At 56.5% G+C, this 6,388-nt stretch carries 7 protein-coding genes; 5 read left to right on the forward strand and 2 right to left on the reverse strand.

Annotated elements, in window-relative coordinates; translation table 11 throughout:
• Window positions 1–270: 270 nt before the first annotated feature.
• Window positions 271–1,206: a hypothetical protein gene (locus GXX82_04265; protein NLT22242.1), complete on the reverse strand. Its 936-nt coding sequence runs from the start codon at window positions 1,204–1,206 to the stop codon at window positions 271–273.
• A 254-nt stretch (window positions 1,207–1,460) separates the two neighbouring features.
• Between GXX82_04265 and GXX82_04270 the strand changes: the two genes are divergently transcribed.
• The 5 genes from GXX82_04270 (at window position 1,461) to groL (ending at window position 6,049) form a co-directional block, all read left to right on the forward strand.
• A complete protein-coding gene (locus GXX82_04270) occupies window positions 1,461–2,279 on the forward strand; it encodes a DUF89 family protein (protein NLT22243.1) in 819 nt (272 codons plus the stop codon).
• A gap of 8 nt (window positions 2,280–2,287) precedes the next feature.
• A complete protein-coding gene (locus GXX82_04275; GenBank protein NLT22244.1) occupies window positions 2,288–3,217 on the forward strand; it encodes a DnaJ domain-containing protein in 930 nt (309 codons plus the stop codon).
• A complete protein-coding gene (locus tag GXX82_04280; protein NLT22245.1) occupies window positions 3,217–3,996 on the forward strand; it encodes a hypothetical protein in 780 nt (259 codons plus the stop codon). Before GXX82_04275 ends, GXX82_04280 begins: the two co-directional genes overlap by 1 nt.
• Window positions 3,997–4,096: 100 nt before the next feature.
• The gene (locus GXX82_04285; protein ID NLT22246.1) at window positions 4,097–4,387 is read left to right on the forward strand and encodes a co-chaperone GroES; all 291 of its coding nucleotides are present in this window, start codon (window positions 4,097–4,099) and stop codon (window positions 4,385–4,387) included.
• 21 nt (window positions 4,388–4,408) lie between these two features.
• Complete coding sequence (gene groL / locus GXX82_04290) at window positions 4,409–6,049, forward strand: chaperonin GroEL (protein NLT22247.1); 1,641 nt, start codon at window positions 4,409–4,411, stop codon at window positions 6,047–6,049.
• A gap of 75 nt (window positions 6,050–6,124) precedes the next feature.
• On the opposite strand, the gene GXX82_04295 is transcribed toward groL, so the two are convergent.
• Complete coding sequence (locus tag GXX82_04295; GenBank protein NLT22248.1) at window positions 6,125–6,337, reverse strand: dodecin domain-containing protein; 213 nt, start codon at window positions 6,335–6,337, stop codon at window positions 6,125–6,127.
• Window positions 6,338–6,388: the final 51 nt, after the last annotated feature.

A 6,388-nucleotide genomic window follows, 5' to 3' on the forward strand; every position in this document is an offset into this window, starting at 1 on the left:
GATACGCCCCGAGATCGAAAAGCTCGAAAAGGAGGACCCCGAGGGCTTCTACAGGTACATAGAAACGCTGAAATCCTACCAGCTCCCCCAACCACAGACGGATGAGTGGAAATAAAAAAAGGGTTCAAGGGTTCAAGGGTTCAAGGGAAGAACCGCGAGGGAGGCCGTTTGTCAACACAATTGCCGACCAGGGCACACCGGCCGAAGGCACCGCTGCCCTTTTTGTCTTTTACTCTTGAACTCTTGAACCCTTGAACCCTTGAACCTTCTTTACCCCAGTCTTTTCTCCAGTTCCGTCGGGCGCAGGACCTCGAGGTGGATGGATGCTCCCAGGGCGAGCTGGAGGTTCTGTTTGCTTTCGGTGAATCTCTCCGCCAGTTCACCATCCATCGTGAGGTAGCAGTCGATACCGTTCCGGAGGCACTGGGCTATGTGCGAGATGCTGCGGTCGATGTCCTCCTGGCAGTACTTCTTTCTCACGATATCGAGAACGAAATCGATATGCCGGTCCTGCATGGGCAGCCGGGGGCAGCTCTTCTTCCCGATGCTGACGAGCCGGTTGAGAAGGCCGAGAAGGTTCTTGTTCAGCGCCGCGTCCTCGCCGCTCAGTGCGGTGCTGTGGGAATATCTCGGCAAGACGGACTCAAGGACCTTCCAGTTGAGGCCGTATTGGATATGCTTGAGGTCCGCCCAGAGTTGCATGTCATAGACGTCATGCAACGCCGCCGCGCAGTCCCTGAGTATCGCCGTCTCCTCATCGAACGAGGGCGATCTCCCCATGTCCCCGGCGGGCTCTTCCTTCAGGACACGGCTCAGCTGTTCGCAATAGTGTGGATGGGCATGCTCTCCGACAAGGTCATCATGCCCGCTTATGACGTCGAGCTGGTCATAGAGATGCACGATGGCCCGCCAGTGTTCCGTGTCTGTGTGGTCCGCCCCTTCCCAGCGCTCGAAGGTGTCGATATTATCGGTGATCTGAAAGGTATCGGTGACGCACAGGCCGCCGCGGTTCATCTGGACCACGAAATCGAGTTCCATCTCGTCCACCGAGGTGACAAGAGACACTGCCTCTCGCGTGTAGCGGTCCCAGATCGACCTGCCCGCGTTCCACTCGGGAAGCAGGGCTTCGTCGCTCACCCGGGGCCTCGCGATGAGGTCGAGAATGTGATAATCAACGTAGACGCTCGTGCGCCGATTGTCTGCCATCTGTCACCCTTTGTGCGGGGGGGGAATCCCCCTGAAAAACAGATCGTGCCGGAAGAAGATGACAGGTGACGAGGAAAAGAACTCGAGCGGCGAACGTGAGGATCAGTCTCAATCCGTATGGTCTGGAACCACCCCTATGCCCCTGCACCCATTATAACAAATGCGAAAAAGAATGAAAGCGTTTATTTCGGAAACGCCATGGCCCTCCTTTGACGTTGAAATGCATGGCGTTTGATTATATCCTATTGTCTGTCATGAAAGTTCAGGAACCCTGTCGCGCATGCCTGGAAGGACTGGCCAGGAAGACGACGGCCCTTTCCGGGAATGACCCCGGGGTCCTCGACTCGTCACTGTCGCTTCTTGAAGACCTCTTTGACGCAGACGCGACGCCTCCGTGGATAGCCGGCAGGATCCTGGCACACATCAGGCGAAGGACCGGCGTCTGGGACCCCTATGCCACTCTGAAACACAGAGAATACAGGGAGGCTCTGGCGGCCCTCAAGGGCCTTCGCGGAAACATTGACGACTGTCTGGAAGACCTTTTGCGTCTGTCCGCCCTCGGAAACTCCACGGACTACTTCACCGGCGGGACATTCACAGGCGATATCCCTGCCCTTGAGGGCGACGTGGACCGGGCGGCGGCCGCGGTCTCCACAGAGAGCGGCGAAATACTGATGCTCGGCGACAACATCGGGGACTTCGTCTTCGATCTTCCCCTCCTGCGCTTTCTCGAGAGAGGCGGCAGGAAGGTGCTCTACACGGTCAGGGAACGTCCGGCGCAGAACGACCTTTCCATGGAGGACGTCCGGCGCCTTGGACTTCACGATCTGCACCCCCGCATCATATCTACGGGAAAGGGCAACGTGGGTCTGCCGAGGGAGGACATCGCGGGCGAGATCGAAAGGCTCTGGAAGAAAGAAGGCCCCGTCATCGCGAAGGGCATGGGGAATTTCGAGACCATCAGCGAATTTGACGGAGAACGTCAGGTGGTATATATAATGAAGGTGAAATGTACCGCGGTCGCCCGGGCAGTCGGCAGCGACACCGGGACATACATAGCTCACGTGAGGTGACGAACCGTATGGCAGGAAAGCAGGATTACTACGAATTGCTCGGCGTCTCCAAAACGGCTTCCGAAGACGAGATAAAGAAGGCGTACAGGAAACTGGCCCTGAAGTACCATCCCGACCGCAACCCGGGAAACAAGGAGGCGGAAGAAAAGTTCAAGCTCATCAACGAGGCCTACGCGGTGCTGAGCGACCCGGAAAAACGCAAGCAGTTCGATGCCTTCGGCATGGGGGGCTTCCAGCAGCGCTACAGCGAAGAGGACATCTTCAGGGGTTTCAACGTGGGAGACCTCTTCAAGGACCTCGGCTTCGGCGGGGGAGACATCTTCAGCATGATCTTCGGCAGGCAGGCAGGCAGGGGGGCAAAGCAGCAGAGGCGGCAGCAGGCGTGGGACTTCAACGATTACATCACGAGGCAGCAGCAAGGCACGCAGACAGCACAGGACCTCGACCTCCACTACGAACTGGAGATACCCTTCATGGACGCCATACATGGGGCGGAAAAACGGATCTCGCTGGCCACGGCGACGGGTACGGAAGAGGTGAACGTCAAGATACCGAAAGGGATCACGAGCGGGAAAAAGCTGAGGTTGAAGGGCAAGGGCAACCAGGGGCGTTCGGGGCAACGTGGTGACCTCTATATAACCATGAAGGTGGCGGAACATCCCGTCTTCAAACGAACGGGCAACGACCTGTACGTGACCAGGGAGGTCAAGGTGACTGACGCGCTTCTGGGGACCGTCGTCGAGGTCCCCTCCATCGACGGGCCGAAAAGGGTCACCATCCCTGCCGGTGTAAAAAGCCATTCCAGGGTCCGTCTGAAAGGCCTTGGTGTCCCCGATCAGGGCGGCGACGAATACGTGGAGGTCATCATCGATATCCCGAAGAAGCTTACAGACAGGCAAAAGGCTCTCCTCGAAGAGCTTAGAAAGGAAGGTCTATAGTGCTCCCCCGCAGGCATATCCTGGATGTCTGGGAACTCATCAAGGACGACGAGGACTTCAGGTCCATGGCCACGATCACACTGGCCATCGACGCCATAAAGTACATGCACAACGAACCGAAGAAGGACCACCTCGTGGAGGCCCTGGAACTCAACGAGTTCATCTGCTTCATGTTCCCCGCCAAGCGTCCGAGGAACAGGTCGCTGCTCTACCACATCGTCTCGGACCTCCTCGGGCTTCTCATGTACGGCATCCCCGATACGCGCAAACACACGATCGATAATATCGAAACGGTCAACTACTCCGAAAAGAACATGGAGATCTATCCCGTCATCGAGGTGTGGAACAACCTCAAGTCGAAAGTCTACAAGAAAAAACACGGCGCCGAAGACATCATAGAAGGTTTCATCAGGAAGATCCGCGTGGAGATGGATGTCCTCGAGCGTTTCCCCTTCGTGGAAGAGACCTTTTTCGAATCGAAGGACACGATAAAAGAATGGCTTCCTTCATTCGCCAGCTATTATGACGAAAGCAGAAAGAAGGTCCGCGGGGCCTATGACCGCTGGTGGGCCCTGTGGGCGTGCGCGGGCAGCAAGGAGGAGATCCTCGGCGCCATGGTCGACCGCCTCGCCTCCCAGGCCGAGCGCGAGTACGAGACCGTCATCGACAAGGAAAAGGTCTTCACCTCCATCATTTCCGACCCCGAAACCAACCGGATGGAAAACGAACTGTTCAGCAGGTGGTACCGGGAAGGGGTAAATTTGTTGCTAAAAATTTAACCCCCGGTATTGACAAAAACTTCCGACCGTCCTTATATTGTTTTTGGCAATCGATTTTCGCAATTGCTAACTTAACAACCACAGAAAGGAGTGTGAAACAATGAAGGTGAAACCATTACAGGACAGAATTCTTGTCAAGAGAATCGAGGAAGAGGAAAGGACGAAGGGCGGCATAATCATTCCTGACGCTGCCAAGGAAAAACCCCAGGAAGGCAAGGTGGTTGCGGTGGGCGACGGAAAGACCCTGGAAAGCGGCCAGAAGGCACCGTTGACCGTGAAACCGGGGGACAAGATCCTTTTCGGCAAATACTCCGGCACGGAAATCAAGGTCGACGGCGAAGAGCATCTCATTCTCAGGGAAGATGATGTTCTTGCGATCGTAGAAGATTAATAAGGAAGGAGGGATCAAAGGATGGCTAAGGAAATCAAGTATGATCAGAATGTAAGGGAGGCACTCCTGAGAGGCGTGAACACGCTGGCTGACGCCGTCAGGGTGACTCTTGGACCTAAAGGCAGAAACGTTATTCTCGAGAAGACCTTCGGTTCTCCCACGGTAACCAAGGACGGCGTGACGGTCGCCAAAGAGGTTGAGGTTGAGGACAGGTTCGAGAACATGGGCGCGCAGATGGTGAAGGAAGTCGCCAGCAAGACGAGCGATGTCGCCGGCGACGGCACCACGACGGCCACGGTCCTCGCCCAGTCGATCTACCGCGAAGGAGCCAAGCTCGTAGCGGCAGGCCACAACCCCATGGAACTGAAACGGGGCATCGAGAAGGCGGTGGAGGTCATCGTCGGCGAGCTGAAGAAGCTCTCCAAGCCGACAAAGGACCAGAAGGAGATCGCCCAGGTCGGCACCATCTCCGCCAACAATGATGACACCATCGGCAACATCATCGCCGAGGCGATGAGCAAGGTCGGCAAGGAAGGCGTCATCACCGTCGAGGAAGCGAAGAGCATGGAAACGACCCTCGACATCGTCGAAGGCATGCAGTTCGACAAGGGCTACATCTCGCCCTATTTCGTAACGAACCCGGAGAAGATGGAAGCCATTCTCGACGAGCCCTTCATCCTCATCAACGAGAAGAAGATCAGCAACATGAAAGACCTCCTCCCGATACTCGAGCAGGTCGCGAAGATGGGCAAGGCCCTCCTCATCGTCTGCGAAGACGTTGAAGGCGAGGCGCTGGCGACACTCGTCGTCAACAAGCTCAGAGGAACCCTGAAGATAGCCGCCGTCAAGGCACCCGGCTTCGGTGACAGGAGAAAGGCGATGCTCGAAGATATCGCCATCCTCACCGGCGGGCAGATGATCTCCGAAGAGCTGGGCATCAAGCTCGAGAGCATAGGCCTCAAGGACCTCGGCCAGGCGAAGAGGGTCGTCATCGACAAGGACAACACGACGATCGTGGACGGCGCCGGCGACAAGAAGGATATCGAGGGACGGGTCAAACAGATCCGCACCCAGATCGAAGAGACCACATCCGATTACGACAGGGAAAAACTCCAGGAAAGGCTCGCGAAACTCGTCGGCGGCGTTGCCGTCATCAACGTGGGCGCGGCCACGGAATCGGAAATGAAGGAGAAGAAGGCCCGCGTCGAGGACGCCCTCAATGCCACCAAGGCAGCCGTTGAGGAAGGCATCGTGCCGGGCGGCGGCGTGTCCTTTATCAGGGCCATTGCCAAGCTCGACGAGCTCAAACTCGACGGCGAAAAGCAGTTCGGCGTCAACATCGTCAAGAAGGCCCTCGAGGACCCGCTGAGATGGATCGCGACCAACGCCGGTCATGATGGCTCGATAATCATTGAGAAGGTAAAGAACGGGACCGGCAATTTCGGCTTCGACGCCGCGAAGGAAGAGTATGTGGACGACATGATGGAAGCCGGCATCATCGACCCGACCAAGGTCACCCGCACGGCCCTTCAGAATGCGGCTTCGGTTGCGTCGCTGCTTCTTACCACCGACTGCATGATCGCCGAAAAACCGAAAGACAAGGGCGCCCAGATGCCCATGATGCCCCCGGGAGGAATGGGCGGCATGGACGGCATGTACTAGAAGACAGTTCTCTGGCAAAAAAAGAAGGGGACCTCTTGGGAGGTTCCCTTCTTCTACATCACCCCTTCCCCTTGACTACTCGCTGTGGTACTTGAAGGAAATGTTGAGCCTGACCCTGTACTGGCTCACCTTTCCGTTCTCCAGCGTGACATCCTGCTTGATGACCTCGGCGACACGCAGGTCCTCGAGGGATTTTCCCGCAGTCTCAAGGGCGTTCTTAGCGGCGTCCTCCCAAGATTTCTCACTTGTTCCCACGATCTCGATGATCTTGTAAACACTACCCGCCATATTCGCCTCCTTTCTTGTATTTTCTAAAAGCAGGTTATAGGCTCTTATATA

Origin of the sequence: Syntrophorhabdus sp. (genome assembly GCA_012719415.1) — a bacterium.
In the GTDB taxonomy this organism is placed as follows: domain Bacteria; phylum Desulfobacterota; class Syntrophorhabdia; order Syntrophorhabdales; family Syntrophorhabdaceae; genus Delta-02.

What these genes read in the sequence shown, in the direction of transcription:
- GXX82_04295 (NLT22248.1), bottom strand. Translation starts at nt 6,337, where the DNA reads ATGGCGGGTAGTGTTTACAAGATCATCGAGATCGTGGGAACAAGTGAG.
- GXX82_04265 (NLT22242.1), bottom strand. Translation starts at nt 1,206, where the DNA reads ATGGCAGACAATCGGCGCACGAGCGTCTACGTTGATTATCACATTCTC.
- GXX82_04285 (NLT22246.1), top strand. Translation starts at nt 4,097, where the DNA reads ATGAAGGTGAAACCATTACAGGACAGAATTCTTGTCAAGAGAATCGAG.
- GXX82_04270 (NLT22243.1), top strand. Translation starts at nt 1,461, where the DNA reads ATGAAAGTTCAGGAACCCTGTCGCGCATGCCTGGAAGGACTGGCCAGG.
- GXX82_04275 (NLT22244.1), top strand. Translation starts at nt 2,288, where the DNA reads ATGGCAGGAAAGCAGGATTACTACGAATTGCTCGGCGTCTCCAAAACG.
- groL (NLT22247.1), top strand. Translation starts at nt 4,409, where the DNA reads ATGGCTAAGGAAATCAAGTATGATCAGAATGTAAGGGAGGCACTCCTG.